This is a genomic window from Dyadobacter psychrotolerans (assembly GCF_004349265.1).
In the GTDB taxonomy this organism is placed as follows: domain Bacteria; phylum Bacteroidota; class Bacteroidia; order Cytophagales; family Spirosomataceae; genus Dyadobacter; species Dyadobacter psychrotolerans.
Genome location: NZ_SMFL01000012.1, coordinates 96,795 through 123,040, shown reverse-complemented (window position 1 = coordinate 123,040; position 26,246 = coordinate 96,795). Strand labels below are relative to the sequence as shown.

General features: G+C 40.9%; 23 protein-coding genes. 6 read left to right on the top strand and 17 right to left on the bottom strand.

The annotated features are described in order from the left end of the window. The first annotated feature begins 199 nt into the window (after positions 1–199). The 4 genes from E0F88_RS25805 to E0F88_RS25790 all read left to right on the top strand — a co-directional run bounded on the left by E0F88_RS25805 (position 200) and on the right by E0F88_RS25790 (position 6,336). Complete coding sequence (locus E0F88_RS25805) at positions 200–2,572, top strand: PDZ domain-containing protein (protein WP_131961177.1); 2,373 nt, start codon at positions 200–202, stop codon at positions 2,570–2,572. Between the two features lie 11 nt (positions 2,573–2,583). Beyond that, entirely contained in the window at positions 2,584–4,221 is a 1,638-nt protein-coding gene (gene ade / locus E0F88_RS25800; RefSeq protein WP_181956111.1) for an adenine deaminase, read from the top strand. Between the two features lie 157 nt (positions 4,222–4,378). Beyond that, positions 4,379–4,960 (top strand): RNA polymerase sigma factor, encoded by a 582-nt coding sequence (locus E0F88_RS25795; RefSeq protein ID WP_131961176.1) that lies wholly within the window; start codon positions 4,379–4,381, stop codon positions 4,958–4,960. Between the two features lie 104 nt (positions 4,961–5,064). Further along, positions 5,065–6,336 (top strand): replication-associated recombination protein A, encoded by a 1,272-nt coding sequence (locus E0F88_RS25790; RefSeq protein WP_131961175.1) that lies wholly within the window; start codon positions 5,065–5,067, stop codon positions 6,334–6,336. A gap of 14 nt (positions 6,337–6,350) precedes the next feature. Here the strand turns inward: E0F88_RS25790 and E0F88_RS25785 are convergent, their stop codons facing one another. Further along, entirely contained in the window at positions 6,351–6,674 is a 324-nt protein-coding gene (locus E0F88_RS25785; RefSeq protein ID WP_131961174.1) for a hypothetical protein, read from the bottom strand. Positions 6,675–7,808: 1,134 nt separating this feature from the next. Here E0F88_RS25785 and E0F88_RS33795 point away from each other — a divergent pair. Continuing rightward, the gene (locus E0F88_RS33795) at positions 7,809–7,964 is read left to right on the top strand and encodes a hypothetical protein (protein ID WP_165940150.1); all 156 of its coding nucleotides are present in this window, start codon (positions 7,809–7,811) and stop codon (positions 7,962–7,964) included. 1 nt (position 7,965) lies between these two features. Further along, positions 7,966–8,328 (top strand): class I SAM-dependent methyltransferase, encoded by a 363-nt coding sequence (locus E0F88_RS25780; protein WP_131961173.1) that lies wholly within the window; start codon positions 7,966–7,968, stop codon positions 8,326–8,328. A gap of 82 nt (positions 8,329–8,410) precedes the next feature. Here the strand turns inward: E0F88_RS25780 and E0F88_RS25775 are convergent, their stop codons facing one another. The 16 genes from E0F88_RS25775 to E0F88_RS25700 all read right to left on the bottom strand — a co-directional run bounded on the left by E0F88_RS25775 (position 8,411) and on the right by E0F88_RS25700 (position 26,202). After that, entirely contained in the window at positions 8,411–11,068 is a 2,658-nt protein-coding gene (locus E0F88_RS25775; protein ID WP_131961172.1) for a T9SS type A sorting domain-containing protein, read from the bottom strand. Between the two features lie 779 nt (positions 11,069–11,847). Beyond that, positions 11,848–12,888: an aldo/keto reductase gene (locus E0F88_RS25770; protein WP_131961171.1), complete on the bottom strand. Its 1,041-nt coding sequence runs from the start codon at positions 12,886–12,888 to the stop codon at positions 11,848–11,850. Positions 12,889–12,916: 28 nt separating this feature from the next. Beyond that, on the bottom strand, positions 12,917–14,833 hold the full coding sequence (locus E0F88_RS25765; RefSeq protein ID WP_131961170.1) for an AAA domain-containing protein: 1,917 nt from the start codon (positions 14,831–14,833) through the stop codon (positions 12,917–12,919). A 109-nt stretch (positions 14,834–14,942) separates the two neighbouring features. Continuing rightward, positions 14,943–15,332 carry a hypothetical protein gene (locus E0F88_RS25760; protein WP_131961169.1) on the bottom strand — a complete coding sequence of 130 codons (390 nt, stop codon included), beginning with the start codon at positions 15,330–15,332 and terminating at the stop codon, positions 14,943–14,945. Between the two features lie 248 nt (positions 15,333–15,580). Further along, positions 15,581–15,670, bottom strand: coding sequence for a hypothetical protein (locus tag E0F88_RS34850; protein WP_374756325.1), 90 nt, complete (start codon positions 15,668–15,670; stop codon positions 15,581–15,583). Next, on the bottom strand, positions 15,648–15,893 hold the full coding sequence (locus E0F88_RS25750; protein ID WP_165940149.1) for a YegP family protein: 246 nt from the start codon (positions 15,891–15,893) through the stop codon (positions 15,648–15,650). The genes E0F88_RS34850 and E0F88_RS25750 overlap by 23 nt, the downstream gene beginning before the upstream one ends. A 138-nt stretch (positions 15,894–16,031) precedes the next feature. Continuing rightward, positions 16,032–18,329, bottom strand: a complete 2,298-nt coding sequence (locus E0F88_RS25745; protein ID WP_131961166.1) for a glycosyl hydrolase family 95 catalytic domain-containing protein — start codon at positions 18,327–18,329, stop codon at positions 16,032–16,034. Between the two features lie 17 nt (positions 18,330–18,346). Then, entirely contained in the window at positions 18,347–19,075 is a 729-nt protein-coding gene (locus E0F88_RS25740) for a methyltransferase family protein (RefSeq protein WP_131961165.1), read from the bottom strand. After that, on the bottom strand, positions 19,072–19,827 hold the full coding sequence (gene cmoA, locus E0F88_RS25735; protein ID WP_131961164.1) for a carboxy-S-adenosyl-L-methionine synthase CmoA: 756 nt from the start codon (positions 19,825–19,827) through the stop codon (positions 19,072–19,074). The genes E0F88_RS25740 and cmoA overlap by 4 nt, the downstream gene beginning before the upstream one ends. A 417-nt stretch (positions 19,828–20,244) precedes the next feature. Further along, a complete protein-coding gene (locus E0F88_RS25730; protein ID WP_131961163.1) occupies positions 20,245–20,817 on the bottom strand; it encodes a DUF4833 domain-containing protein in 573 nt (190 codons plus the stop codon). Positions 20,818–20,830: 13 nt separating this feature from the next. Then, entirely contained in the window at positions 20,831–21,733 is a 903-nt protein-coding gene (locus tag E0F88_RS25725; RefSeq protein WP_131961162.1) for a PfkB family carbohydrate kinase, read from the bottom strand. Positions 21,734–21,784: 51 nt separating this feature from the next. After that, a complete protein-coding gene (locus E0F88_RS25720; RefSeq protein WP_131961161.1) occupies positions 21,785–22,498 on the bottom strand; it encodes an HAD family hydrolase in 714 nt (237 codons plus the stop codon). 2 nt (positions 22,499–22,500) lie between these two features. Next, complete coding sequence (locus tag E0F88_RS25715) at positions 22,501–23,556, bottom strand: lysylphosphatidylglycerol synthase transmembrane domain-containing protein (protein ID WP_131961160.1); 1,056 nt, start codon at positions 23,554–23,556, stop codon at positions 22,501–22,503. Further along, positions 23,537–24,514, bottom strand: a complete 978-nt coding sequence (locus tag E0F88_RS25710; RefSeq protein ID WP_131961159.1) for a CDP-alcohol phosphatidyltransferase family protein — start codon at positions 24,512–24,514, stop codon at positions 23,537–23,539. The genes E0F88_RS25715 and E0F88_RS25710 overlap by 20 nt, the downstream gene beginning before the upstream one ends. Then, a complete protein-coding gene (locus E0F88_RS25705) occupies positions 24,514–25,383 on the bottom strand; it encodes an ATP-grasp domain-containing protein (protein WP_131961158.1) in 870 nt (289 codons plus the stop codon). Before E0F88_RS25705 ends, E0F88_RS25710 begins: the two co-directional genes overlap by 1 nt. A 90-nt stretch (positions 25,384–25,473) precedes the next feature. Continuing rightward, positions 25,474–26,202 (bottom strand): sugar phosphate nucleotidyltransferase, encoded by a 729-nt coding sequence (locus tag E0F88_RS25700; RefSeq protein WP_131961157.1) that lies wholly within the window; start codon positions 26,200–26,202, stop codon positions 25,474–25,476. Between the last annotated feature and the right edge of the window lie 44 nt (positions 26,203–26,246).

The window sequence follows — 26,246 nt, the reverse complement described above, 5'->3', positions numbered from 1 at the left end:
CTGAGAAATTATTACGCTTTTCCTAACCCTTTTCATTTTCTATCCGAATGCTTATGTTTCCGATAAATTTGATCCCCGCAAAACATTTAAAGTTCTTCTATCTTGTTGATATAAGTAATACGACAAATTTTTATTGTCATACTGATATTTGATTTTGACTCCATTTTGATTCCACAAAGACAAAATAAGATCGTCACATATGACCTTTCTTAGCTGGCAAAAGTTCATTTTAATATTTTTTCAATTGTCCGTTATTGGGTTAACGAACCATTGTTTTGCTACTGACCTGTACATTTCAAAAACCGGCAGTGACCGAAATCCGGGTACAATCAGCAAACCACTGGCAACCTTCGAGGGTGCAAGAGATAAGGTTAGAAATATTCATGAGCCGGTTACAGTACATGTCAGGGCTGGTGTTTATTATTTAAGCAAACCGGTCATATTTGGTCAAGAGGATTCTCGTAAACCAGCTGAAGAAGTTATTTATCAATCCTATAAAGATGAAAAGGTTGTAATCAGCGGAGCAAAAGAACTGAAATTAAAGTGGCTTATCCATAAGGGAAATATCAGAAAAGCTTCCGTCAGCAATGAGGTCATCTTCGATCAGCTGTATATAAACGGACAGCAACTGCGTATGGCCCGCTACCCAAATTACAATCCGGCAAGCAGTCATTTTGGTGGTTATTCAGCGGATGTACTGGATCCTGCGCGTATCAAGTCCTGGAAAAACCCTCAGGGCGCCTTTGTCCACGCCCTTCATAAACATGAATGGGGTGGCTATCATTACAAAGTAACCGGTAAAGAAACCGACGGCAAACTGAAACTGGAAGGCGGTTATCAGAACAACCGCCAGATGGGAATGCATGACAAATATCGGTTTGTAGAAAATGTTTTTGAAGAACTAGATACGGCCGGAGAATGGTATTTTAATAAACAGGAGAAAATGCTGTACCTATATCCCTCTGACGGTCAGGATTTAAGTAAAAGCCGGTTTCATTCCCCACAGCTACGACACCTTTTTGAATTTAGAGGAAGTGCAAAAACTCCGGTAAAAAATATTGGGCTCCGGGGTTTTGAGTTTGCTCATTTGATGCGAACTTTCATGGAAACCAGGGAACCCTTACTTCGCAGCGACTGGGCCATCTACAGAGGCGGAACTGTAATTTTTGACGGCACAGAAAATTGCTTTGTCAAAAGTTGTTATTTCAATGCAGTTGGTGGAAATGCTGTTTTCTTTAACAATTACAATCGCAACAGCGAAGTTTCAGGATGTCATATCGAAAATGCTGGCGCCAGCGGAGTTTGTTTCGTAGGCGATCCGTCTGCCGCTCGCTCACCCAGCTTTGAATACAATCAGGCGGTTTCATATGAAGAAATGGACAAACAGCCCGGACCCAAAACCAGCAATTATCCTGCAGAGTGTAAAGTTTATGATAACCTCATGCATGGCCTGGGTCAGGTAGAAAAACAGGTTGCGGGTGTAGAAATTTCGATGGCGATGGATATCACCGTTAGTCATAATACGATTTATAATGTTCCCCGTTCGGGAATTAACGTCAGCGAGGGAACCTGGGGCGGACATTTGATTGAGTACAACGATGTATTTAATACTGTTCTGGAAACCGGCGACCATGGTTCTTTCAATTCCTGGGGACGAGACCGATACTGGCATCCACAGCGCGATGTGATGAATAAACTCGCCGCCGATCACCCGGAGACCATACTTTTAGATGCACAAAAAACGGTGGTTATTCGCAACAACCGGTTTCGCTGCGACCATGGCTGGGACATCGATCTCGATGACGGAAGCAGTAATTATCATATTTATAATAACGTCTGTCTGAACGGCGGGCTAAAACTCAGGGAAGGGTTTCAACGGACAGTTGAAAATAACGTCATCATTAATAATTCATTTCATCCGCACGTTTGGTTCAAAAACAGCGGTGATATATTCAGAAAAAACATTGTCCTGAAATCCTACTATCCCATACAGGTTTCCGACTGGGGCAAAGAGGTTGACTACAATCTTTTCCCGGATCAGAAAGCGCTTAATGAGGCCAGAAAAAACAGCACCGACAGCCATAGCGCAGCAGGCGATCCTTTGTTTAAAAATACCCAAAAAGGCAATTATCAGGTATTGCCAGGAAGTCCGGCTTTAAAACTGGGATTTGTAAATTTTCCGATGGACGAGTTTGGCGTAGTTAGTCCGGATTTAAAAGCGAAGGCTGCATCTGTAATCTTACCAGCGATCAATACTTTATCAGGAGCAGAAACTGCAAAAGAAATAACCTGGCTTGGAGGAAAACTCCGGAATGTGAACGGACTCGGTGACCGCTCGGCATTTGGCCTTCCGGATGAAAAAGGTGTTATCATTGAATACATTGCCTACGGAAGTATTCTTTCAAAATCAGATTTAAAAAATGGAGATGTGATACGCTCCATGAACAACAAGACGGTTGCCAATGTGGCTGATTTAACCAATGTATTTCAGGAAATCAACTGGACAGGAAAATCAGAGATCGAAGTTTTCCGTAACCAGCAAATCCTTAAATTGACGGTTTCATTTAAGTAAAAAACAACCACATGATCATCAACGCAAATCTTGTCAACCTTTTTAACAAAACCATTCAGCAGGCTGACATTCTGATTGAAGAAAAGCGTATAAAAAAGATTTCGGTTACCGGAAAGGAAAATCCGGCTTTGCCATACATATTGCCCGGTTTTGTAGATGCACATGTTCATGTTGAAAGCTCCATGCTTACGCCGGTGCAGTTCGCCAGACTTGCCGTAGTTCATGGCACTGTGGCAACCGTTTCCGACCCGCACGAAATTGCGAATGTAATGGGCGTTCAAGGCGTGGAATATATGATTGAAGATGGCAAACGTGTTCCGTTTAAGTTTTGTTTTGGTGCTCCATCCTGTGTTCCTGCAACCATTTTTGAAACCGCAGGTGCTACAATTACACCGGATGATGTGCGGGATCTGCTTGCAAAAGAAGAAATTGGCTACCTGGCTGAGGTAATGAATTTCCCCGGCGTACTGAACGCTGACCCGGACATGATTGCAAAAATCAACTGGGCTAAACATTTTAATAAACCCGCCGACGGACACGCGCCGGGACTTCGCGGTGAGGCTGCCAAAAATTATGCAGCAGCGGGAATGACAACAGATCATGAATGTTTCACTTATGAAGAAGCAAAAGAAAAAATAGCTTATGGTGTTAAAATCCTGATTCGGGAAGGAAGTGCAGCCAGAAACTTTGATGCATTAATACCGCTGCTGGCCGAATTTCCTGAACAGATCATGTTTTGTTCCGACGACAAACATCCGGATTTTCTTGTTGAGGGTCATATCAATTTATTGGTCAAACGCGCTTTGGAAAACGGAAACGATATCTGGAATGTGCTTCACGCAGCCTGCCTGAATCCCGTTCTGCATTATAAGTTGCCTGTAGGTTTATTAAAAGAATACGATCCGGCAGATTTTATAGTCGTCGATAATCTCACTGATTTCAACATTCTGCAAACCTGGCTGGACGGAGAAAAGGTGGCGGAAAATAATATTTCACTGCTTCCGGATCTGCGGAGTAGCCACATTAACCAATTTAACTGTACAATAAAAAAAGCATCTGACTTTCAGTGTATAGCAGAAGAAAACGCGTCACAAATAAAGATCATAGAAGCACTGGAAGGGCAACTCATCACAAATGGACTGACAGAAGAAATTTCGGTTCAGGATGGATTCATTGTCTCGGATCCGGAACGCGATATTTTAAAAATTTCAGTAATAAACCGTTATAAAGACACGGAACCAGCCATTGCATTTATACGGAATTTTGGAATAAAAAAAGGAGCGATCGCTTCAACCGTAGCGCACGATTCGCATAACATTATTGCAGTAGGCTGCGATGATGACAGTATTTGTGAGGCTGTAAATATGCTGATAGAATCAAAAGGCGGAATATCGGCTGTGGGCGACGGACAAAAATTACTACTTGAATTACCCATTGCAGGATTAATGAGTGATGATGACGGATACAAGGTGGCAAATGCCTACACGGAGATGGATCAGTTTGTGAAAAGTTCGTTGAAGTCAACATTACAATCGCCGTATATGACTTTATCGTTCATGGCTTTACTCGTTATTCCGGCGCTGAAATTAAGTGATAAAGGATTATTTGATGGGGAAAAATTTGAGTTTGTACCTCTATCAATTTTATAGGTTACTTAAATGTTTCCAAATTGTAAAATTAAGTTATCAGATGTAATTTAATCTCTAAATATTTTTATAATGTGTTTTTTTATAAATATATTTACAAGTGTGAAAATGACCCTTATATAATATATTCCTAACCTTAATAATTCCTAACCTTAACAAAATGGCTCACCTACGCTACAAACAAGAAGAAGAACTCACCTTCTGGGATCAGTTTAGAAAAGGCGACGAAAACGCTTATGCATGTCTCTATCGCTCTTACGTTCACATCCTTTACCAGTATTGTTCGCAGTTCACGATTGACAAGCCGCTGATTAAAGATTGTATTCACGATTTATTTGTAGAATTATGGAAAAACCGGACCACTTTGGGAGACACCACCTCAGTCCGGTTTTATCTTATGGCATCAATAAAGAGAAAACTGGTGCGCCATTTGAATGCTCAGCAAAAGCATACGAGCAATGAAGACATTCCTGTTGAGTACTGGCACATTCACACGCCTTCTCACGAGCATCAATTGATTTCTGATGAGGAGTTTGATGCTACCAACCAGCATTTAAACGTAGCCATCAATGGTCTTCCGAGGCGTCAGCGTGAAGCTATATTTTTGAAATTTTATATGAATCTTAATAACCACGAAATCGCTGATTTGATGAAGATCAACATTCAGTCGGTTTATAATCTGGTTTTTGGCGCATTAGGTAATCTGAAAAAACAAATGACCCTGGAAAGACTGACTTTCTAATCCTTATTCAATACTTATACTAAGCAAAAGCGTGGCGAACTATGCCACGCTTTTTTTGTTAAACATGTATATTACATTTCTCAACTCAACAATAATATTTTATAATGACTCTGGTAAATACGCCTCTTGCCGAACGTCTTCGCCCGCGAAATCTGGATGATTATGTTGGACAGGAAAAATTACTGGGCCCAAACGGACCGCTGCGCCGGGCAATTCTTCAGAATACAATTCCTTCTATGATTTTGTGGGGACCTCCCGGCGTGGGAAAAACCACGCTCGCTTTACTAATGGCAGAAGCTACCAAAAGGCAGTTTCATAATTTAAGTGCGATCAGCTCAGGTGTTAAGGATTTACGGGAAATTTTATCCAGGCCTTCGGGTCTTTTTCCTCCTATCCTGTTTATTGATGAAATTCACCGATACAATAAAAGTCAGCAGGATGCACTTTTGGGAGCCGTTGAACGTGGACAGGTAACACTTATTGGCGCAACCACCGAGAACCCTTCTTTTGAGATCAACTCGGCTTTGCTTTCGCGGTGCCAGGTTTACATTCTGGAAGCATTTGGAGAAATTGAGTTGAAGCAGCTCATTACAAGAGCCATTGATAAGGATCCGTGGTTAAAAGGTAAAAATATCACCTTCACTTCTTACGATGCGCTGTTGAGACTATCGGGCGGTGACGGCCGCAAACTCCTCAACTTGCTGGAACTGGTCGTTTTGGGTAAAGGTGAGGTGGACGAAATTGAAATTACAGATGAATGGGTTACCGATGTAGCACAACAAAATATTGCGCGATATGACAAGTCCGGAGAACAGCATTATGATATCATTTCTGCATTCATCAAGTCTCTCCGTGGCAGCGATCCAAACGGAGCCGTTTACTGGATGGCCAGAATGATTGTGGCAGGAGAAGATCCGGCTTTCATTGCCAGAAGGATGCTGATTATGGCTTCGGAAGACATAGGAAATGCAAACCCTACAGCAATGATCATGGCAAATGCATGTATGCAGGCAGTGAATGTAATCGGTTATCCCGAGTGTAGGATTATTCTGTCCCAGGTTGCAATATACCTTGCAACTTCTCCAAAAAGCAATGCGAGTTACCTGGCCATTGCAGACGCGATAGAAGCAGCTAAAAACACAGCCCATTTGCCTGTACCATTACATTTACGAAACGCTCCCACGAAACTGATGAAACAGATCGGTTATGGAAAGGATTATAAATACTCCCACGATTTTGAGGGTAACTTTGCAAAACAGGCATTTTTGCCAGATGAAATAAAGGGAAGCAAGTTCTTTGAACCGGGACCTAATGCACGGGAGGAAGAAATCAGAAAAAAATTACAGCAGTGGTGGGGCGACTGGTACGGATACTAAGCAAAACTTAAAAGTCAGATGGCGTTAGAATCATGAATGTAACTTCTATGTTTGCCCCTGGGAGCCATTTTTTCTTTTTCTGCGGCGTACTGTCTTGCAAGTTCAGGTTTTAACTTTTCAATTTTTTTCTCTAGGTCAGCGAATGCTAATTTAAGTCTTGAAACATTGTTTTCTGAACAATTCCATTCTTTCGATACCGCGCGAGAGAATGTTGATATGTTGTCAACCGTTTCCTTTTCAGCAAGAACCGATTTAATTTTTTGCTCTACTTCTGCTTCGCCCCGCCTCTGCGAACCGAACAGCCGGTAATCTTCAGTTGCTTTCATTTTCTTTTCCATTGATAGTGTGGTAAGACTAGTATCTAAGTAATAGAAGAGAATGTCCTGATCTGCAATGATTAAAATATTTTTACTCAACAAATATAGAATATATTCGATGCAAAAACTAAGATAGAATATGATTAACGAAAAAACACAGAATACATTTTACATTAAACCTAACTAATTTATTTTAAAATGATTACAGTGATCCCGGGATAAAAACACAGGCTATGAAGATTCAAAATAGAATATCTACTAAAACTAATTTGGCCTTCCTACTAAACTAGATATGTAAATATATTCAGATATCAAATAAATTGAAGCTTGCGCGTAAGCTGTAGTACTCATTAGAATGACAGATTTATAATTCTTACATTAAAAAGATTAAAATTTATCTAATGGAAAAAACAGCTAGTTAATTTTTTTCGAAATTCTGAAAGTATTGATGCTGACAGGATTACATTTAAAAAAAAATTGACTCAGAAATAAAATGGGTTTGGAGCAAACTGGAAGCGTTTTGCAAGTTTCGTGAAGATGATCACCTCAAAGTAAGATCCTACTTATTTCTAATGTTATTAATTCATAAAATTTTTATTACTAAAACATAAGAGTTTTTTTCCAAGAATTAATTAAATTTGTCCTTGAGGGCTGTGCAAACAGATCTCATAACGTTGAGTAAAATCGGACATCCTGGGGCTTGTTGCCCCTGGATGTTTTTTTATGCGTTACAATACTGTTTTCTGCTTATATTAAAATTGAATCCGATCCAATTTTTGAGAAGCCTTTTTCCCATACCACCGGTTTGAATTTAAGGAAGTTCTCTGTTGACGTGGATTTTTGTTCAGAGAGGTAATCAGCCACACAGCCCATACACTGGCGGTAATTAAAATAACAAGTGACAGATATGGCCAAACCGAAAAGATATTTTGAAGTGACTGTATCATGATTTATTAGTTAAGTTGTTATATAGTGCTCTGAATGACTTGGTTAAATAATCATACCACTATGTCATCGCTATCATAGACATCTAAAAATCACCCTTGATGCTGAACTGCAATGTAAACCAGGTCATTATGTAGAAATAATGCGACAACTTTAAATTAACACGGCAGTTATTGCGAATCCTGTTTGTAATAATCTAACTAATTAATAATGAAGATACAGGACGCCATTCACCTGATGAAATCGGAACAACTGATAGAAACCAATGGCAAGCGGACGGATCTTGGCAGCGGCGTCGGTATATTCACCTATGCATTAGCCAACTTGTTAGTGCCACAATACATGCGGTCGACCAGAGCAGTATAACTTGGCAGGTCTAAGTAATCCTAATGCAGTCAATATCATTAGCCATCAGCTCGATTTTATGGGAGATGATCTACCCTCTGGCAATCTTGAAGGAATATTAATGGCGAATTCCCTGCATTATGTGCAGGATAAAATTACATTTCTACGGATAATTGCCATAAAGCTTAAACCGTCAGGATGTTTTCTTATTGTCGAGTACGAAATTACAAAAGCGAACCCCTGGGTACCGTATCCTGCGGGATTCAACAAGTTATGTATGATTTTCGAAGAAGTCGGTTATCGAAAAGCTGTTCTCGCCGGGGAAATGCAGTCAGGCTTTGGACCTGTTAAACTGTTTAGTGAGATATTCGCCAGAACTTGGTAAAAGATCTTCATTGGCATCCTGTAAAAATAAGAAAGCCGCCCGGAAATCCGGACGGCTTCTAATGTGTATCGTGCTTACAGGGTTATAGTTTCACAAATTTATGTGTAAGTACCCTGCCATCTTTTTGAATCACCTGTACAACGTATAAACCCGATCCTAACTGGTTTGTTTTTACTCCGGCATCAAGTGAACCTGCCGACTCAAATACGTTTACACCAAAAGAATTTAAGATTTTAACCGATTTTACTTTACTCCAATCTGAAACACCAATGTTGAGATTTTCTGAATTCACAACCGGGTTCGGATAAAGCTTCAATCCTTCCAGACTGAAATTGACAGTTTCAACGCGGCTGTATGCAAATGTACCATCCTGGTCAATCATTTTTAGTCGGTAAAGATTTTCTCCGTCAAATGGGCTTGTATCAGTCAATGAATAACGTTCTGTTACAATGCTTTCTCCTTTTGACAATACATTAGCAATTTTCTTCCATTCTTTACCGTTTCCGCTGCGTTCTACATCAAAGCTTTCGCTGTTTGTTTCCGCGGTAGTAGCCCAGCTCAAGGAAGCCGCTGTTCCTTCTTTTTTTACAGTGAAACTGGTAAGTTTAACAGGAAGTGAAGCAAGAATCTCTAATGTAAAATCCGCACTGGCAACTTGCTGTCCATCAGTAACATAAACAGGGAATGTATAACTTCCCTCCTTGTTCAAAGGACTACCGCTTAGTACTCCCTGAGGAGTAAGTGTAAAGTCGGCAGGAACGGCAAGTGTAGCTGCACCTCTGCCGCCAATTGTAATCGGAGTTAAAGAATAACTATAAAACCCAGATCCCTTGCCACCAAATGCCCTCGCAGAAACCATCGTTGAAATATCAGCAGAATAGGAAGCAGTATTTTTATCTGTGGCTGGAAATGGCCCACCAGGGATTCCCAATTTTGGATTAACTATAATCTGTTTCGTTAGAGTCAAACCCGTATTAACGCCATTGTCATGGATTTCAACAGTTACCGGATAGTTTGTTGGAGTGGTCACCGTGGGAGTACTTCCATTCGCCACAATAGCACCGGCCGAGTTAACAGTCACAAAAGAAGGAACTGTTGTGCCAACGTATGTAAATGCGTGTCCCGTGCCTGTCGTAGTAGCAGTAATTGAAGATCCCGACGGGAATGGACTTTGTGATATTCCTGGGGCCAACACGGTAGCATCCGTTAGAACAATCACTTTTAGCTTTGTCTCGGTGGACTGTACGGTGCAGCTACCTCTGGTTGCCACAGCAGCATAGTCCCCATTAGCAGTAAGCGTTGTAGGAAAACGGTACGTGCTGGCCGATGCAGCAGTACCAACTACAGTTGTTGCGGGAAGAGGTCCGATCCATGTAATTTTATTTCCCGTAGCCGCCGTAGAAGCGATAGTTAAAGGTTGAGTACCTGTAAAGATGTATTCCGTAACCGCTGAAAGCGTTGGCGCTTTTGGTGCAATACTCACATCGTAAATACGCAGGGCATCGCCTAATACCCCAGCACTTACCAAAGAGGAAAGGCTTACTTGAATTCGATCAAAGTCACCGGTAGGATTGATCGGGACAGTTACATTTTTATATGCTTCCGCTCCGGTTCCAACTGTTACTATATCCAATAAATTCAAGTTAAGAAGGCTTAAACTATTTGCTAATGTTTGAGGGGCACCAACTGGATCTTCTCCTTTATATGCCTGAAATGAAATCTCGCCGGCTACAAGGCCTAAGTCAATAGCTGCACCCGAAACACCTAAGCTTATCTTAACGCTCTCAGAGGCACCGGAAGCCGTACGATCAAAGAAAAAATTTTGCGAAGTGGTACTGGCTACACCAATATTTGCTATACCGGATGAAAAAGCCGAATAAGTCGTTGGAGAATCATCAATAGCACCTTTTGGATTATTAACCAGATCATTCAGTGATAGTAATCGCAAGGCACCGGTTGCAAGAGTAATACCGGAAGCTGAACCTGCATCTGCGTACCTCGGTTTACTACTGCATTCGCTCCCATCGGCTTCGGTAAACGCATTGTAGACTTTAACCTGAAAGGTTGAAGCAGCCTGAACAATATCATTCGGGATACTAACACTAAGCCTTACAGAGTTGTAATCTGCATTTGGTTTAACTGCAACATAATATTCCCCAAGCTTATCAATGAGCAACTTAGTTGTTGCAGTACCAGCTGGCGTACCTTCATTAATGTTCCCGGCACCAGAAGTTGAATAATTTCCTGCATTTACATAACCCTGTCCAACGATGTTGTTAAATTCAGTTAGTCCTAAAAGACCTCCAACTGAAACACCTATTCCTGTAGTAACAGGTTTATCCTTAAGTTTAAAGTAGGTTACCTTGTCCGCTAAGATATTCGCGTTGGAAGTATTACGAAATTGAGCGTAAACGTTAGCACCAGATATCTTCACAAGTGCTGACAACTCGTTTGTTGCCGTTAACGTTGCAGGTATTGTAACCGCATCGCTGTTAAGTATATTGGCTCCGTAATAAAATTTAAACCCAGTTATGGTAGTATGATCTTCAAATGGAGCAGAAACATTTGCTCCTCCAGGCACTAGCCCCAGCCCTCCGACATCAAAGCGATCGCCTGTTTTCTGTCCGGTAAGAAACGTTTTTTGTGCAAAAGAAGATTGTGCACTCAGTGCCATTGCACTTATTGCCGCAACACGCAAATATTTGGTTCCGTGTTTTAATCGATTAATAAAGTTTGTCATAACCTTAATTTTTAAGTGAAATAGAGTTGTAAAAAAAATGGTAATCGGGCAATTAAAAAGGTCGCATCAGCTGTCAGGACTGATCCCTGTTCAAAGACAGGTAGCTAACTTCCAATAATAAAAACTGAAAAATTTAGACGGATTAAATACTCAATGAAACAATCCGGGCATACCGATAACATCTTCAAAAATCTTCATTTTTGATTTTGCCATCCTTAATAAACTTGATTATGAATATATGCAGAGGTAGGGATCACCTGAACGTCTAAACTTTCATTGATCCGTTTTAAATCTTCATTCTGGGATGTAAACTATTTTCATGAATTGGTTTAAGGTGAATAAAAGTACCTGTCGATAAAAATATCAATTCAAATAAAGTTATTAATTTTCGTTTATACAAATTAATACTACTACAAGTGACATATTATTTAGCCATCTTTTGTCCATTGTCCATAGAAATGCCAGTAATAAATTCATTCAACCGCGAACAAGTATACTTTAAAAAATAATTCAAACAGGATTTAAATATAGAATTAACCCTATTAAATAATATAGAACTTTTTCTAACACTTGGTAATTTCTTATTTAACGGCCATAAAACCGCAGGGTAGCTATCCCAGAAAGGAACAGTTACAGGTAACTCTCCCGCCCTCCTCTAAGATTGTGTCGAAGTGAACTATTATAGTTCAGGCTGATTAATGATACCTGTAATAGTTATACGTAGCAAGTAAAAAACAGGAGCGGTAACGTTAACAATGCAATTTTCCGCCCCATATTCACTAAAATTTATTATAAAAATCCGGAATCGGATTCAAGGGGAGAAAATTCCTTTGATGCCAGTAAGGATAGATCGGTGCTTTCTCACTGGCATGATCTAATTTTTTAATTTGTTGTAAAGTCAGATTCCAGCCAACTGCGCCCAGGTTCTGTTTCAGCTGTTCCTCATTTCTGGCCCCAATTACAACATTACTGACCGTTGGTCTTTGCAAAACCCAGTTAAGCGCAACCTGCGCGACTGACTTTTCTGTTTCAGCAGCTATTTCATCAAGTACATCAATAATTCCATAAAAAAGATCATCAGGAATAGCTGGTCCCTCTCCCCCGCCCTGCGCAATACGTCCATCGGAAGGGATGGCTTGATTCCTCCTGTATTTCCCTCCCAATCTTCCGGCAGATAAAGGGCTCCACACAATTGTACCAATTTTTTGATCCAATCCCAACGGCATAAGTTCCCACTCAAACTCGCGGCTTAACAAAGAATAATGCGCCTGATGTGCAATATATTTTGCCCAGCCATATCTTTCAGATACTGATAAAGACTTCATCAAATGCCATCCTGAAAAATTAGAACAGGCAATGTATCGGACTTTCCCGCTTTTAACCAGATCGTCAAGTGCACTCAATGTTTCATCCACCGGTGTATTTCCATCGAAACCATGCATGTGGTAAATGTCAATGTAATCGGTATTAAGTCTTCGTAAACTATCTTCACATGACCTGATGAGATTAAATCTTGATGAACCGTAATCATTTGGCCCCTCTCCCATCTTAAATGTTGCCTTTGTCGATAGCAATATTTTATCTCTAAGACCAATCACCGCTTTTCCCAGGATTTCTTCTGAAAGTCCCTGAGAATATACATTTGCGGTGTCAAACAAAGTAAGTCCGGCATCCAGGCACAGATGAACCATACGTGAGGCCTCATCAACCTGCGTATTTCCCCATGCCTTAAAAAACTCTCCACCGCCACCAAATGTGCCGGTTCCAAAACTTAAAACGGGCACCTTTAAACCTGATGCTCCTAATTGCCTGTATTCCATACCTGCGGTTTTTAGTTAAAGGATAAAACTATGAATCAATAAATTCCCAGGCGCTTTTGTAAGCACCGAGATTCTCTGCATAAGTGATAAAATCAGAATAAAAAGGTAATCGTGAAAGGGTGGCACTGTCGCCAATCACCACCAATTTTTTCCGTGCTCTGGTCATTGCTACATTCATCCTGCGAATGTCGGATAAAAAACCAATCTCTCCTTCAGGGTTACTTCTCGTCATGCTAATGTAAACAATATCCCTTTCCTGCCCCTGAAAACTATCTATCGTGTTCACCGAGATTTTGTTTCCGTGCAAGAGCAAATCAGGAATATGCAACAGCTGCTCTTTTAGTAAGTGAATTTGCTGTTTGTAGGGTGAAATGATTGCTACTGTCGGAAAATTGGCTTCCGAGTAACGAATTATACCATTTGTCAATTCAGATATTAAATTTGACAGATGTTTAAACAAAAACACAGCTTCTTCGGGATTAGTAGAACTTGTACCTTCCAGTTTTTCATCAAAACCACAGCCGGCGGTGTCGATAAAGGTAAGTGGCATATCCTCCGGAAATAACAAATGGTGCGCAACAGCCGGATTGGCTTTCAGTTTACCTTCATAAAACACCTGTGCTGAATAGCTCATAATGGCTTCATTCATACGATATTGCTCATCGAGCAGCACTACAGCTTCCGGATGCAGTTTGGCGCACTTTTCCAACAAAGTCTCCGCCAATCCGTTCCTGGCAGCTTCACTTGATTTGATTGTAGGCGACAATTGAAAATGATCACCTGCCAGAACTACCTTCTGCGCTTTTAAAATTGGTATCCAGCATGCCGGCTCGAGTGCCTGCCCTGCTTCATCAATCACAGCCGTATGGAATTTCAAATTCCTAACTGTATAATGATTGGCACCAACCAGCGTGGCTGTAATAACCTGGGCTTTACCCACCAGATCATCTATAATATATTGCTCCGAATTGCTTACTTCCTTCATTATCCGGTGCGCTTCATCGAAGAGTGCTTTTCGCTGCTCCCGCTCCGCCTTCCCGAAACTCCGCTTGTATTTATGAGCCATATTTTTGAACTCATTCGCCTGTTTTTTGAGATTTTTAATCTCTTTCATCCGGCCATGTTCCGCCATTTTACTATCCAGAGTCAGGGACATCAAACGCTCAGAAACCCGGGCAGGATTTCCCACCCGTAAAACATTGAGACCTTCATCCGACAGTTTTTCACTCAGCAAATCAACTGCCGTGTTACTTGGAGCAACAACCAGAATCTGCTTTTTATCCTGTTTAATCAAAGCCTTAATGGCCTGCACAAGTGTTGTGGTTTTACCGGTTCCCGGAGGCCCGTGTATAATGGCAAGCTCATTAGCCGCAAGTATCTTTGCAACAGCAGCCTGTTGGGAAATATTTAACCGGGGAATTTGATATGGATAAATATCCTGCTGAAATGTCGGCTGTTTAAACCCTGTCAAAACATTAACCAGCCTCCCTTCGTCCGGTTTTTCAGCCAGCAGCGAAGCCGATCTAAGAGCCGACTGCATTTCGTCATAGCTGTTATCGTCAAAAAGCAGATCAACTCCCAATTTCCCGTCACGTGACCAATCCGGCAATTCATCTGTTCTTAATGTAATTTTCAATCTGTTTCCGCTTTGGTGCGTAATCGTCCCTTCAACGCGGTCTTTACCCGGATCATGATTGGAAAACAAAACAGCAGGCATACCAAAACGTAGCTGATGAGAAATATCCAGGTGAGTAGTGCGTTCGACTTCAACGGTAACATAATCGCCGCGACTCATTTCCGATCCGCGTATTGCAATAGGATACCATGAAAGTCCGTTAGCTCTGCGATCGGAAACGGATGTTGATTCTGTAAGTTTAAGGTACGATTGTTTGTCTTCTTCGCGCTCTGTTTTTAGTAAATCAAGGAGCTTCTTAAAATAATCCATGCGGCAAAGGTAATCCGATATTGTGACGGCATAAAATAAAAAAAGCTTCTAAACATCCCACTGATGCTTAAAAGCTAAACTGACCGGAACGATCAAACCCAAATAAAACTCAGGCGGCCAAAACTCTGCTGCGGCCGGTTACGTTACTTCTAATTCCTTTCAAGCCCTTCATACGTTCTTCAATACGAATTGAATCATTGAATACATATCCAAGCCCTGCAAGCTGCTTAAATTCTTTAATGGCTGCATTTAACTGCTTTTTAGAAAGACCGCTATATTCTAACTGCAAGAGCTGTGATCTCTCTGGTGATAATCTTTTTAATTTCCAGTACTGTGGGTGATTTTCACCTATTGGAGAGCGAAAGTACCTGTCATTTTTTTCCTTGATCAGGAATTCAAAATCGATTGTAATTTGTCCGCTGATATTTGGTATACCGCCCTTTAAAATAACTTTTGCTTCTCTGTCAACTGCAAGGTTGAATATTTTTTCGTGAATCATTGTATTAAAATTTAAGACCGCTAATTATTAATGACGAGCCCGCTACCTGAATTAACCCTGAATACCGGTAAACCGTTAACCATATACAAAAAATTATGCCTAAGGTCACATTCTCATTTACGAATATCCGATAATTTATATTAAATACAATATTAATAACATAAAATTGATTGAATGGTCTAAAGTTTTTAGGGAATGGTGTCTGGCAAAACAATCTTTTTGCAAACTGCACTTTGTCCAAATTTGTTCTATCCCACGGTTGTGGCATCGGGAGCCTCCCGTTTAACCAGTTTGAGGGCATTATCCCGCTCTGCTTCATAAACATACCTTTTGCTGATCCCAACAGTTTCTCCATTGCCCGCCCGAAGTAAATAAAGTTTCCTTAACCTCAAAATTCTGGTCAAATCGAGCATTACGTTTTGCAGATTCAATTCCCTCCATGGCTGCATTCCGTGTTGCATAACCCTCGGACTCAAGGATATTTTCCTGACTTCCCGTTGCTTTTAGGCGATAATACCAGGCTGTACTTCTATCACTTTTATAAATTTCAAATATTGCCATATCCGATATAATTTTGACTGACCTACCTTTCTGCCACATCAGCTCTATCTAAAATTATGCCCAAAAGTTTCTGTCTTAAAACAAAAAAACAGTCAAAAATTTGACTGTTTTGCCTTGTCCGAAGTTTAACTTTCAGAATTATTTGTCTGTTAAATCATTGCTTAATACGATTATCCCTCCTGCTTTACATTTCAGCTGAATAAATTCTTCATCCTGGGTATTAGCTGTTATCGCTTTAGCCGACAGAGTTTTCCATTTTTTAAACGGCGTTTTAATCATTACTACTCCATCTTTTTCCGATGCAATTGTCACCTCACTTACAAGTCCATTTACTTTTTTCGCACTAACCAGAAATGCTCCCTCAGCCCGTAATTTATCAAATGAAAGGTCCTTCCATTCATCAGGAACAGCGGGCATCACTTCAATAAAACCAGCATAACTCTGCAAAAGCATTTCCTGCAAACCGGCAGCAAAGGCGAAGTTTCCTTCCAAAGTGAAAGGCCGGTAAGTAAATTTGGACAAGCCCGATTTACTCTGATCTCCGTTTGCATGAAAACTGTTCGGCAGACAAAATGCTGTGGCAAACGTATTCAGCTCTTTTGCCGCTCCTGAGCCATCCTTCGCACGTGCTTTGATATTGGCAAGCCAGGAATAAGAATATCCACACCAATAATCCGGACCGACCTTTTCCAGTAGTTTGATGGTATTGGTTATTATTGACTGCGCCTTTTTTCCATCCTCCCATTTAATCAGGCCTAATGGATGAATCGCCATGAGATGAGAAAAATGTCGGTGGGACTCTTCGTAAGGCAAAGTCGGTGCAAACATAAGTTCATCATTTTCAGTGATCGCATAATCCCCGAATTCAGAAAGCACATTCTTCCAATGCTCTGATTCAGCTGTCAGCCCAAGTTCAAGAGCCAGTTCACTCCCCGCTCCTAAGGCAAATTTCATCAGCGCAAGATCGTAATTGGTATCTTGTAAAAACCAGGCTTCCAGACTATTATCTTTTATCTCGGGACTTGCGCTAATCGGCAGCTTTCTCAATCCCTTTTCATCTTTGATGGTAATTTTCTCAAGAAAAGTACACACCTCTTTAAACCAGGGATAAGCCCTTGTTTTTAAAAACTCGCGGTCCATGCTATACCGCCATTGAAGGTAATAATGCTGAGCAAGCCAGGAAGATACGGTGGGTGAAAGTGAATATTGTATCCATCCGCCCATTTCAGTTCCATCCAACGTGGTAACTCCCGGAACAGCTACACCATCTTTTCCGAAATATAACTTTGTATATCGTTTGTAGTTTACCAGATTTTCATCCAGATGATCCAGATAACCCAACCCTTCTTCCAGATGGTTACCGCTGTAACTTGGCCAATAGCTCAACTGTGTATTCAGGTCGTGATGAAAATCTCCTTTCCATGGCGGAATACGTCCGTTGTCCGCAGTCCATACTGCCTGTAAAGAAATGGGAGGTGCGCCTCGCCGGGCGGCCGAACCAAATTTATATTGTTCCAGATACCACTGTTTTTCTATCAGCGGATCAGGCACGCGTATCGCCGACTGACCCCAAAACTTGTTCCACCAGGAAATATGGGAGACTAAATCCTTTTCATATCCGCGTTTTTGAGCAGCTGAAACGATAAGTCCAGAGGCAGGGTTTGGCTTTTTACCGGGATACTGAGAAGAAACGGACCAGGCACCTTCAATTGTTGAGGCGCCGGTTTTCTTCCAGCTCACAGTAATTTCATATGTAAACCCACCCCAGCCTTCCTGAAGGTATGTAATTTTATTCTGCGATTTTTTTATTTCTCCCTGCTTGTATCCTAATCTGGCCAGATCATTTCCTAATACGGAATTCACCTCACCTTCATTAATAACTGCTCCCTGATACTTTGGTGCGATCAGTTCCGGTGTAAACGACGATTTCACATTTTCAAAACGAAACCAACCCACAGGTTCAGTTGCGTGTACGAATGTTTTGAGCGACATTCCATCTTCCCACCTTACCTCGCAAAAGGCACGGTCAAGAGATAAATGAACTGATTTGGTTTTAAGAGAAGCCGGAATATTAAATTCAAGCGCGCCCGCCGGAATTTTCGACGGAGCAGGCTCCTGATCATAAGGCTCATCAAAATATTTCTGGACAGGTTTGTAATCCTTTTGAAGGACCTGTCCTTCTACCCACTTAAAACTAAATTCGTCACGATGTAAGCCTGCCATAGGACGCATATCCCAGACATCGGCCCGGTCTAGTGAAAACCGAAGATGGTCGCCATTTTGCCAAACCAATGCTCCAACCATTCCATTCCCCAAGGGAACCGCTTCGTCCCAAACCGTTGCCAGTTTCTCACTGTGCAGGTCGTGACGAACTGCCGGCTGGGCCAATGTTTGAACAGATATAAATACACATAAAATTAGAAGAGCTTTTTGCATATTTAGATCGTTTTGGTTTAAGCAATACTATCACTCATCTTTCCTGACTTTTTCAGGTAACGGACGTAGCCGTAAATAATGCCGAGAAGAATAACTATGACCGCAAAAATAGTAATTCTTGTATTGCTATCAGGTGTCAGTTCAGGGTATTTAAAAAGTAAAATCGCTGTAATACCGATTAACCATACGAGCAACGTATTGTATTCTTTTAAAATCCAGCGCTTGTAATTAAAGTGCATTCCACTCATAGTTGTACCAATCCCGCTCAAACTGATCAGCCATCTGTTGACACGGCTGCAATACTGATCAAACTGTGCTCCGAATTTATTTCGAAGAAAATTTTCTTCTGCCAGAACAATTGCCTGATAAATAAAGAGAAACGCCGGCATCACAATACCTACGTAAAAAAGTGAATTAGAAAGAATTCCCACCCCGAGCAACATCAAAATGTTACCAACATACAGCGGATTACGGCAATGATTAAAGATTCCTTCGGTAACCAGTTTTTCAGCGTAAACTTTTTTGTCACGGCCGCCACGAATGATGTAGGCCAGGCCAATTGTAATGCCACGGATAATCTCACCTAAAAAAGTGACTATCAGACCAAGAATTATTGGAAAGAAGTAATATTTTTCACCAAAAGTCTCAGTAGAAAAAAGCTGTGGCGAGGGTACGAAAAGAAGCAAATACAGAAAAATAAATAAGTTGTTTCTGTATTTGAAAAAGAAATTACCAATAGAGATCATGATTTTTTATAAGCTATCATTCCTGAAAAATTGTACCATTTGAAAAACGTTTCGCAGTCGCCAAAACCGGCCTCTTTCAAAAGAAGCAGATTTTCTGAGAGTTTGTAGGGAATCAAAACGTTTTCGAGCGCTTCTCTTTTCTGAGAAATTTCCATTTCGCTGTAATGGTTACGACGCTTATAATTGTAGTAGTATTTGATAAAATCACGGTTGAATACAGTGCTTTCAGCCAAAACTTTTTCTACCAGTAACAGAACACCTCCCGGATTGAGGCCTGCATAAATATTTCGAAGAAGTCGTTCCCGGTACAAAGGCCTTACAAACTGCATTGTTAAACAGAGAATTACCACGGATGCATTTTTAATTGGCAACGTCTCATGTAAATCACCTGTGATGAGTTCATACGGTCGAACAAAACCAGCTTCTTTTAATTTCAAATCACACTTTGTAAGCATTTCCGGAGATTCGTCAATACCAACAAATTTTATATCGGACGGGATAAGTTTGTCGATTTCAATCAGCGTAGTACCCGTCGAACAGCCCAGATCATAAACGCAGCTCCCCTCCTTCACATGATCTGCTGCAATTTCAGCAAGCATACGCTGGGTCTCATTGTAATAAGGAACCGACCGGCTTACCATATCATCAAAAACCTTTACCACTGTGGTGCCGAACTTAAAATCCGAGGCTTTGGTAATTTCTTCTTTAAAGACCGAATCTTTGTTCTCACTTCCCGAATTCTCTGTAATCATAATGGTTGAGCCTGTTAGATTTCTTTTTATATCCTGTACCTGATTGATAACCAATTAACACATAAAGGCAGGCAACCCGGATGTGTATAAATCAGCCATAAACTTTTCTTTGTGTATATAATGCGGAAATATATTAAAAAAACCTTAGAATTTTGGCTGCAAGCATTAGAACATACTTCATTAAAAACCGGCCAATTTTATTTGATCTATAGAAATTACTGATATACAGCACAGTATCAGACAAGTTCCCAAATAATGACAATACTAATAAAAGCTCAAATTGATGCACTCAATGCATCAAAAAAGGAGCAGTACCGATCGGAAAGATCAGACTGCTCCTTTTCTATTATGAATTAGGGGTATCCTAATCCGCACTATTTTACCTCTTCAAGACATTTTCCGTTGTCTAGTAATTTGTTATGAAGGTTTTATCCGTTGCGTTATTATTTTTCCCGTTGTAATTTCAATACCTTTTAATTCAATGTAGAGCACATTTGGGGACCAGAACGAGCCCCCGTCAATTCGTATAAAAACCCGGTTTAGAATACATTTCCTATTACCGATATCAGCATAAACATGATACTGATTTTTAACATCTCGGCGCAAATAGAGTGGTAATTTTGAATATGCCACCGATCTGAGCTCGTAATTACCATTACCTATCGGTTTAGTATTGATTCCATACGCAAATTTGCGCTGCAGATAATTTAGGTCTTTCCGCATGCCACCCTCCGGATAACGTATCCAGAAAGTGTGAACTGGTTCTTTATCGCTAATTCTCCCGGCCTTGTCCGTATTCAGTTCATAGACAATGGTATTCGAATTCGGGTCGCGCTGTATGTAAAACAGTAGTCCCGGAATATTGGAAGGAACCGGAAACGAGTCAGGATCAGCCAGATTTCCTGTCGTGAAGGATTCATTTTTTTCAAAACTTCTGAAAGAAAACAGAAGCGGCAATGATATTATTAGAATGCTGATGATGTATTTCATGACTCAAACTCACTTATTTCTCTAACTCACTTATCGATTCTGCGTAAATACCCTCTTTTATAACGGCTTCAACATCTTCCGGACTTCCCGAAAACGGGCCCGAAGACGCAATTTTCAAAGTAGCCATCGCTGCTCCGAACTCACCTGCCTGCTGTATGGAAGCTCCTCTCACTTTTTGCAGCAGATAACCCGCCATGTATGTATCACCGCACCCGGTGGCATCAACGATAGCAGCAGGTTTGTAAGCGGGTACTTCATGGAAAACCCCATCAGTATAAATAACCGATCCTTTACTTCCCAACGTAATGATCACTTCCCGTACTCCCATTTCTGCAAGATACCTGGCACCTTCCTGCACATCGGAAGTTCCGGTAATCGCCTGCATTTCAAATTCATTTGCTTTCAGATAAGTAATGTAGGGAAGCGCTTCCAGTTTATCGGCCCAGTCGCGGTAATAAACCTTTTTGTCTTTTACAAACCTCAAATATCCCTGAATATCGAGTGAAACTTCTCCTTTCGAAGCAAGATGTTTTACCAGGGCAACGGAAATATCATCTGAAAGCAAAGGTCCCAAATGAAAAATCGCGGCATCTAATTCAGGCATCTGGGGTACATCAAAAGAAGCGGCCGTGTGCAGCACATTTTGCTCACGATGATCCTGATTGTGGCTGTAAATATTTTCAAAATGAACAGTAAATTCACTTAAAAGAGCACGAACTTCTATACCTGAATTTCTTAGTCCGTCCACAATATAAGAATCTTCGCTGCCGAGCGCTGTTACCAGCGTGTAGTTCAGATCAAACTGTTCTAACGCTTTGGAAAAGTAAAATGAAGTGCCACCCGGCATAAATTTCACGGATTGGGACGTCACTACTTTATCCAAAGTAATATGCCCGATGGTGCAGATGTCGTACATAATTTATATTGATAATTTCCGTCCTGATCTTTTCAGTCAAAACAAAATTAATTACTGATTCAAATTTTCAATTTCTTCTAAAACTTCACTAAAATCCGAGATCTCGCTATCGGCGCTATACTCCGGATTCGATGACGGAGACTCTTCCCAGCCTGTAACATTCAGCCAGATTGCCTTGCTGCCAAGCTGTTTGGCAGGAACAATATCTTTAACAAAAGAGTCCCCAATAACAACACATGCTTCCGGTGACAAATTCAAAATATCAGCACCTAATTTATAAATCCGCGGATCGGGTTTTCTAACCCCTACCACTGCTGATTCCACGATTTGCTGAAAATACTGGCTGATACCAAATACTTCCAGAACCGTATGAATATTCCCATAGAAATTCGATACAAGGATAAGCGGATAATGCTCTGCCAACCTAGCCAGAACAGGTTTTGCCCTATCAATTGTTTCCTGTGCGAACTGGTTGCAATCCGCTGCTATAAGCTGAATAAGATCATTGTCTGTATGAAAACCGTTTTCGTTCAGATTTTTAAATTGCTGCCCAACTTTTAAAACCAGTGTATCGTAAAAAGAGTGCTCCGGTTTGATAATAGGATTGATAGCCAGCGATCTTTCTCCAAACGAATATGCTTTGGAAAAAGCCTCTTTATTTACTCCAACATTAAACTTTTGATAACTTTCCCACAATACCGATCCCCAGTGTAAACCATTGGTATCAATTGTTCCGCCGTAATCGATCAATACACCCTTAATCATACTTATTTATTTTGTGCGACTGAATGCGCATACGTTAATTCACTTTCCTTTTCGGCAACATTCCCTCCCTGAGGCGTTGCTCTTTTATTCATTAGAGCCAGGCCGATCAGTATCCAGACAATCTCTCTGATCCGCATCACCACACCGATAAAAATACCTCCGGCTGCAGACAAACCTACGCTGCTGAGGGCCATTGCAAGTCCGCCTTCTCTTGTCCCAAGTTGCATCGGAAAAAAGAAAATCAGGTTAGCAAAGAGCGAAGACGCCGAACTTACAATCAGCGCTTCTGTTAGCGACATGTTAAGACCAATAGCAATGGCTGTGAAATAAATTTCGGCACAACCCACCACCCGGGCGACAAACTCAAGAATTAAGGAAGAGAAAAATCTCGACTTCCGTTCTGAATAAAGAATCCGGATCTGATGATCAATTTCCAGCAGCATTTCACCTTTCTCCTCGGCAAACGCATTCGCGTTCTTCCCAACAAAAGGAAGTTTTCCAAGCAAATTGAGAGTACTGACCGTAAAACCTTTTTGATAGACCCTGATAAACCAAAAACCTAGCACCAGACTCACAAAAAGCATAAAACCACATCCAGCCAAAACAAGGTTATCCACCGGAATAAATGCGAGGATCAGCAAAATTGAGACCAGCCAGAACAGCACATGTGAAAACATATGCATCAGACTGTATAACAAAACTGACGAAGTCGCCTTGTTGATTCCCAGTTCAGGTTTCAATTCCATAATCCGGTATGGCTCACCACCAAGCGCTACGAAAGGTGTGATGTAATTAATGGCATATCCGGTAATCGTCAGTTTCAGGACTGACCAGAAAGGCAGATCTGTGTTAGGCAGTTCTGGTTCCTGAATGATGGCCTTAAAAGCATAGGCATTCAGAATGTAAATCAGCAGCCAGCTTCCAATTACCGGAACAAACCAGATTCCCGTTTTTTGGATGTTCAGCCAAATCAGTTCCAATCCGATGCCATAAATCATATAGCCCAGAGAAACGACGCCGATCAGCAAAAACGCAGATTTATATGCCTTTGAACCCATAATTGTTTCCAGTCGAAATTTTTTCGTAGAAATATCCACTCACCTTTTCCTGTCTTGTAACCATGTACATCAGGATAGGATTTAGTATAAAAATGTCAAAAAAGAAATAAATCCAGGCCTGGTCCAGAAATAGCCAAAGAAACAAAAACAGCACTCTTGTATTAAACTGAATGATATTGGTATATTTCATCAAAGGCTTATTCTGCGCCCTGAAATCAACAATCAGATTCTGAGGCAAACCTGTTTTACCATATTTTTCGCGAACCAGAGCCAGCAGTTTTTGCAGCTTAGGAGAGATACTTTCCTGCATGTTGGTATAATTCAGGTAAAACCGGGCAATAAATTTCATCCCAAAGTTTTTAGACCAGGTTAGCTCATCGTACTCTCTTTGAAGATCACGGCTGTTGTCCAGTTCGCTGCCGGAAGTTCCTTTGATAAAAAACAAATGAACGTTACGGTAATAATCCGCCATGGCTGATTGCAAAACGTGTGAACCACCGGCAATGACACCCGGAATCCAGATCAGGGCCGTCCAGCCTTCATTCATGCTGCGCAGGCAAATGGCAACGTGAATTGAAATAAACCAGAAATCTCCGGCTGCTCCGTCCAAAATTCTTCCAAGACGGCTTTTGTTGTTGGTCATCCTGGCCAGCTGACCGTCCGCGCTGTCGAGTGAGTTTGCAAATACCAGAGATAGCATACCGATCACATTGATCAGTAAGTCCTGACTGTAAAAAAGAATCCCGGCTGCAACGCCAAAGAAAATACTGATGATCGTAACCGTATTGGGCGTCATGCCAATTTTGGCACAAAACAACGCAATCTGATAACCGATGGGGCGGTAAAACCAGATATCTATTTGTTCCTCAGTATCATTTGATTTTAGTGAATTCTCAAATGAAGTAGTTTTCTCCCCGGGTAATTCTTTGGTGGGATCTTCTTTAAGTAAGTTATCCATTAAGACTGTTGTGAAAATCTTTGAAATATTCTGTCAGCTATAAAACCTGCGGCTTCCTCTCTGCAAGGTGCAAAACTTGGCCAGTCGTTCAGGTCAATGATATGAAAATTGCCATCTGCTCCGACGATCGCATCGCCGCCGTACACATCAATTCCCAGCACATTTGCAGATTCGTTTGCTATGCTTTTCAGCTTATTTTCATCAAAGGTAAAATACAGTGACTTTCCGTTAATGCTTTCATATTCGGAATATTTGTGGTGGTTGTTATCATAGGGATAAAACCAAAAGAAAAAATCAGTTCCGTACACCCCGTAAAACTTAACCAGATCACCTACCAGGTGTTCCGAAATAACAGCGTCAGGTATTTCTCTCAAAGCATATTCACGCAGTATTTCTTTCGCTTCTTTTTTTGTGTAGGTAAAGGTTACATCCTCTTTGTGTATGGCATGAAAATCACCTCTTTTGATCCAAAAGCCTTTTCCCGGCAAAGCTTCAAAAATTTCATCGCCATTGTAAGTAGTATCTACGACGAAGCTTTTGGGATAAGGAATTCCGTTTTCAACAAGGCCGTTTGTCATGTTTGTACGAAAACAGTTTTCAATCCCAAACCCTGAATTGACAATAATCGCACCATTTTCTTCTGCAACCTGTAACTTTCTGACCACCTCCTTCTGGCGTGCCATTGTAAAAATATAATGGTGTGTAACTTCCTCCATTTCCAGGAATTCGTTTTCACTGATCAGCTGTACTGTGCATCCCAGCTTTTCCAAAGCCTGTGCCGTTAGCGAAAATATTGCATCATCGTTTCCGATGTGGTTTGGTGAAAATTTTCTGTTTCTGTGTACTCCAAGTATTTCTGTAATATTCATAAATGCTAAGCTTCCGGCGGTCGACAACTTGTCTTTTGCTTTAAGCTTTTTTAATCGGTGTCTTATTTGTTTTTATGCAGTCAGGCGCAATTAATTCGCCGTCACAAACATTTCATTTTCTTCTTTCAAAAAGTTTTCCGCAGTCACAATATCTGCCATGTGATCTACATCGACAATCTTTGAAAAAGGGTATGCTTTCAGTTTCACATCGTTTTCTAATAATTGTCTCTGGAAATTACGCATCCGGTTCGTTCCGTTTTCCACTGCTTCTGTTACCACTTGCAACGCTTTACCACGAAGACAATAAATGCCGCCCGATATAAATTGCGTTTGGTTATCGTTTTTGTCTGCAAAAGCGGTAATGTTATTTTCACTATCCACCTCAACGAACAACGGACTTTCGTCGTCGATAAAAGTTGTGACGGCCATCAATCCGTCTATTTCTTTATTTGACAAAAACTCGGCAATGTATTCCTTAAACTCAGCTTCCTTAAAGACAGTATCTGTTGTGGTCAGACAAATTGAGCTGTTTTGATCTACGGTTTTCAGCAATTCATAAAAACTGTGAAGAGAACTCGGTGTAGACTTTCTGGTAAGCCGGATCAACTCAGAAGTGTACGTGCCGGACAAGTGTTCATCCAGCTTTTCAGATTCTTCATTGATAATTATATAAATGCCTTCTGCATTATTGCGCGTAAAAACACTGATCAGGCGGTCGATCAACATTTCCCCATGGAGACTTACCATCGGTTTAGGCAAAGAAAAACCTTCCTTAGCTAACCTTGAACCCTCTCCTGCTGCTATAATTGCGTAATTCATAAAGTCTTTATTAAATCGGTGTCTGGTTATGGATTATAAACTTT

Excerpts from the sequence above, each read along its gene's own strand:
- E0F88_RS25700 (WP_131961157.1), bottom strand. The coding sequence starts at position 26,202 with ATGAATTACGCAATTATAGCAGCAGGAGAGGGTTCAAGGTTAGCTAAG.
- E0F88_RS25730 (WP_131961163.1), bottom strand. The coding sequence starts at position 20,817 with ATGAAATACATCATCAGCATTCTAATAATATCATTGCCGCTTCTGTTT.
- E0F88_RS25795 (WP_131961176.1), top strand. The coding sequence starts at position 4,379 with ATGGCTCACCTACGCTACAAACAAGAAGAAGAACTCACCTTCTGGGAT.
- E0F88_RS25790 (WP_131961175.1), top strand. The coding sequence starts at position 5,065 with ATGACTCTGGTAAATACGCCTCTTGCCGAACGTCTTCGCCCGCGAAAT.
- E0F88_RS25760 (WP_131961169.1), bottom strand. The coding sequence starts at position 15,332 with ATGATTCACGAAAAAATATTCAACCTTGCAGTTGACAGAGAAGCAAAA.
- E0F88_RS25765 (WP_131961170.1), bottom strand. The coding sequence starts at position 14,833 with ATGGATTATTTTAAGAAGCTCCTTGATTTACTAAAAACAGAGCGCGAA.
- ade (WP_181956111.1), top strand. The coding sequence starts at position 2,584 with ATGATCATCAACGCAAATCTTGTCAACCTTTTTAACAAAACCATTCAG.
- E0F88_RS25710 (WP_131961159.1), bottom strand. The coding sequence starts at position 24,514 with ATGGATAACTTACTTAAAGAAGATCCCACCAAAGAATTACCCGGGGAG.
- E0F88_RS25785 (WP_131961174.1), bottom strand. The coding sequence starts at position 6,674 with ATGGAAAAGAAAATGAAAGCAACTGAAGATTACCGGCTGTTCGGTTCG.
- E0F88_RS25775 (WP_131961172.1), bottom strand. The coding sequence starts at position 11,068 with ATGACAAACTTTATTAATCGATTAAAACACGGAACCAAATATTTGCGT.
- cmoA (WP_131961164.1), bottom strand. The coding sequence starts at position 19,827 with ATGATTACAGAGAATTCGGGAAGTGAGAACAAAGATTCGGTCTTTAAA.
- E0F88_RS25740 (WP_131961165.1), bottom strand. The coding sequence starts at position 19,075 with ATGATCTCTATTGGTAATTTCTTTTTCAAATACAGAAACAACTTATTT.
- E0F88_RS25725 (WP_131961162.1), bottom strand. The coding sequence starts at position 21,733 with ATGTACGACATCTGCACCATCGGGCATATTACTTTGGATAAAGTAGTG.
- E0F88_RS25745 (WP_131961166.1), bottom strand. The coding sequence starts at position 18,329 with ATGCAAAAAGCTCTTCTAATTTTATGTGTATTTATATCTGTTCAAACA.
- E0F88_RS25750 (WP_165940149.1), bottom strand. The coding sequence starts at position 15,893 with ATGGCAATATTTGAAATTTATAAAAGTGATAGAAGTACAGCCTGGTAT.
- E0F88_RS25705 (WP_131961158.1), bottom strand. The coding sequence starts at position 25,383 with ATGAATATTACAGAAATACTTGGAGTACACAGAAACAGAAAATTTTCA.
- E0F88_RS25715 (WP_131961160.1), bottom strand. The coding sequence starts at position 23,556 with ATGGGTTCAAAGGCATATAAATCTGCGTTTTTGCTGATCGGCGTCGTT.
- E0F88_RS25770 (WP_131961171.1), bottom strand. The coding sequence starts at position 12,888 with ATGGAATACAGGCAATTAGGAGCATCAGGTTTAAAGGTGCCCGTTTTA.
- E0F88_RS33795 (WP_165940150.1), top strand. The coding sequence starts at position 7,809 with ATGAAGATACAGGACGCCATTCACCTGATGAAATCGGAACAACTGATA.
- E0F88_RS25720 (WP_131961161.1), bottom strand. The coding sequence starts at position 22,498 with ATGATTAAGGGTGTATTGATCGATTACGGCGGAACAATTGATACCAAT.
- E0F88_RS25805 (WP_131961177.1), top strand. The coding sequence starts at position 200 with ATGACCTTTCTTAGCTGGCAAAAGTTCATTTTAATATTTTTTCAATTG.